Source organism: Nocardiopsis lucentensis DSM 44048 (assembly GCF_000341125.1).
In the GTDB taxonomy this organism is placed as follows: Bacteria; Actinomycetota; Actinomycetes; order Streptosporangiales; family Streptosporangiaceae; genus Nocardiopsis; species Nocardiopsis lucentensis.
On the sequence record NZ_ANBC01000760.1, the window covers coordinates 1 to 3459 of the forward strand.

The following is a 3459-nucleotide window of genomic DNA, read 5'->3' on the forward strand; positions in this document are numbered from 1 at the left end:
TCGGTGGGCGGCGGGGCGTCGAAACGGTACCTGGGGGATCCTGTCGCACGCTCGTACCAGGCGTCTCCTGTGACCGACTCCGTGCGTCCGCCATCGCGGACCGAGCCCGCCACGGCGAGCCGGGGGACGAAGTAGGTGCGCATGGCGCCGCGTCCGGGCCAGGTGGCCGAGTGCCGGAAGAGCTGATCGGTGACCGGTTTGAGGGGCGTGAGACGCAGTGAGAAGCCCGATTCGGCCCCGTCGGCGTCGACCAGGTAGTCGTCGCCGTCCCTGCGCAGACGCGCGATCCCGTAGTCGAGGTCGAGCCGACTCGGTTCGATGCGCACACGACCGGGCAGGCGGCGGTCGGGCAGGAAGCCGCGCCCCTGCTCCAAGGCTTCGGTGAGGGCGCGCCGCACACGCGGGTCGATGCTCCGGTCGTTGCCCGCCAGGGACTTGACGAGTTCCGCGCAGCTCTCGTTCATCCACGACTCACCGGTGTGGGTGGCCTCGGCGGGGTCGCTGCGGAACCAGACGACGGTGTGCGCGTCGAGGGTCGTGCCGTCGGGGGTCAGGGTCCGGTGCCGGACGAAGTAGAACACCAACCCGAACTCGCCGTCGTCGCCCTCCAGGTGCGCGTTGAACCACCACCACTCCATACCGTCGGACCGACGTGGAAGTTCTAGGGAGGCCAGGTCGGGCGCCTCGCCCCGGACCGGCCGGTCACCGTGCCGTTCGGACCCCGGTCGGTTCGTCGGCGCCGTTTCCGTCCGCGTCTGGGTCATACGTTCGCTCTCCCTCGTGCGCGGCCCGGGCCGCGCGGATTCCGGATCAAGGCACAACGCGGCGGCGTCGACGCGGTGTACGGAGATTCCACTCGTTCCTTGCGACACCGACGCATGACCGGTTCGCAATGGATTGGGCGTGATCTGTCGAATTCTAGGGAAATCAACCGACCCGCATCCGGGATTCAGCGTAGCGACGGTTGGCATCGCGTTCAATTCGACGGCCGCTCCGACAGTCCGCAATATCCCAAACGAGAACGATTTCACAGTATTTTTCGCAACCCCACACGACCACCCCATTCGCCCCACTCCCGCCGTTCGCCGACGTCCGCGACCGCAGCGACCACCATCACCCCTGGCGGCCGGGGATTCGGGGGACACGAACCCGCCCGACCACCACCGATTCACAAAATTCCACAAAAAGGACGTTCCTTCCAGCCGCCACCGGAACCCCGAACCACGCCAACCAGAACCACACGGAACCCCTTCCAGGGGCGGGCAGGATTCGGACTGAAAAAGCCGTTCGTTTTGACACCCGACCGACGCTCGTGGGCGACATCGAGGATCGACATACGGAAGCACCACCGAACACGATGGTGTTTTCATCCGCCTTAGCGATTAATTGAGAAAAACCCGGAAAACACACTTTCGCCGGAACGGCGCCGACAACCACGCCCCCGCCCCAGGTCGCGACCATGGTCGTTCACCCACCCGGAGCCGACCTCCGGGCAGCCCCTACGCCGAACCGGCGTTACCGGTGCACTCCGAACACATGGGACCCTGACCTCAGCGGGTACGACGGTCGACGCCGCCGACACCCGCGCCAGGTGACCTGGGTACACGGACGCCCCACCGCCGACGGACCCGCCCGCACCCCTCGTGCGCGGTGTCCGCAAAGGGCGGGGAACTTCCGGAAGTCCCCCGACGTCTACCTGTGTATCCGGTCCCACGGCCCCTCTTTCCCAAGGAGGTCCGCAGTTGGCGAGAGCCATCGGTCCACTCGTTCCCGACCCTGCGCCCTCCCCTGTGCCCGCCGGCCCATGGGGGCCCTGTCGCATCACGCCGGAAGCGAGCTCCCTTACCCGCTCCCGGCCGGCCATGGCCACTGATCACACAGTGATCCATGCCACTCCGTCCGATATCCAATCGAGACAGGGAACATTTGACTCGCCGACACGTTGGACATATTGGCGCGTCCAGTCGGCGGGAACCCTCCGCCACGTGCCACCCGTCACGGAAGGGAGGGAGGTGCCCAGATGACGAGCACTGCCTCTGCCGCTTCGGTCTCCTTCGCCGAAGTCCCCGCAGAGACCGCTCCGAACCAGGAGGCCGCCGCCCGGGCGGCCCTGTCCGACCTGCTCACCCGCGGGCGCTCTCAGGGACACCTGTCCCTCTCCGAACTGCGTACCGCTTTCTCCGCGGCCGGGATCACCGCTCCCGACGGCCGCTCCATCCTGCGTGAACTCACCGAGAACGGAGTCCGTCTCGCCAACGGGGGCGACGACTCCGCGCCGGTGGCCGATCCTGACGCCGAGGACGACGTGCTGGAAGACACTCTCATCGCGACGGTGCCCGACACCGACGAGGCACCCAAGGCCGCATCCGGCAAGGTCGCGTCCCGCAAGGGCCCCTCCACCCGGAGGAAGTCCCGTTCCACGCGACGCGCCAAGAAGACCGAGACCACCCAGGCCACCACCGATCCGGAGACCGGTGAGGCCGACCTCGACGACCAGTCACCCGCCATGGGCGACTCGGTCCACACCTACCTCAAGGCCATCGGCCGACGCCAACTGCTCACGGCTGAGCAGGAGGTCGACCTGGCCAAGCGGGTGGAGGCCGGTCTCTACGCCGAGTACCGCCTCGGCCTGCACGGCGAGGTGGACGGCTCGGTGGACATGGCCGAGGCCGAGCTGGAGGAACTGGAATGGGTGGCCGAGGACGGCCGCCAGGCCAAGTCCCACATGCTGGAGGCCAACCTGCGCCTGGTGGTCTCGGTCGCCAAGAAGTACAGCGACCGGGGGATGTCACTGCTGGACGTGGTCCAGGAGGGCAACCTCGGCCTGATCCGCGCCGTGGAGAAGTTCGACTACACCAAGGGCTTCAAGTTCTCCACCTACGCCATGTGGTGGATCCGCCAGGCGATCCAGCGCGGCTTCGCCGACTCAGCCCGCACGATCCGCCTGCCCGTGCACGTCCTGGAGCTGCTGAGCAAGGTCAGCCGCCTGGAGCGTGACATGCACCAGGCGCTGGGCCGCGAGCCCACCCCGGAGGAGCTGGCACTGGAGCTGGACAAGACCCCGGCCCAGATCGAGGAGCTGCTGCGGGTCACCCGCCAGCCGATCAGCCTGGACTCGACCATCGGCGAGGACGGGGAGACCCGTATCGGCGACCTGATCGAGGACGTGGACGCCTCGGAGGCCTCCGAGGTGGTCGACCGCCAGCTCATGGCCGACCAGCTGCGCAACGCGCTGTCGGACCTGGAGCCGCGTGAGGCGACGATCATGTCCCTGCGCTTCGGTCTCATGGACGGCCGTCCCCGCACGCTGGACGAGATCGGCAAGCACCTGGGCCTGACCCGCGAGCGCATCCGCCAGCTGGAGAAGCAGTCGCTGTCCAAGCTGCGCCACCCCAGCCGCGCGCAGCAGCTGCTGGACTTCGCCAGCTGACGACGGTTCGCGTTCCGCGACCGGCGGCC

The 3459-nt window shown here is 67.9% G+C and carries 2 protein-coding genes; one reads left to right on the forward strand and one right to left on the reverse strand.

Features of this window, described 5'->3' with window-relative positions; translation table 11 throughout:
* Positions 1 to 638, reverse strand: a 638-nt coding sequence (locus tag D471_RS40495) for a carotenoid 1,2-hydratase (RefSeq protein ID WP_161630121.1), incomplete at its 3' end; no start/stop codon positions are given.
* A 1382-nt stretch (positions 639 to 2020) separates the two neighbouring features.
* Here D471_RS40495 and D471_RS0126300 point away from each other — a divergent pair.
* Positions 2021 to 3430: an RNA polymerase sigma factor gene (locus tag D471_RS0126300; RefSeq protein WP_017601376.1), complete on the forward strand. Its 1410-nt coding sequence runs from the start codon at positions 2021 to 2023 to the stop codon at positions 3428 to 3430.
* Positions 3431 to 3459 lie beyond the last annotated feature (29 nt).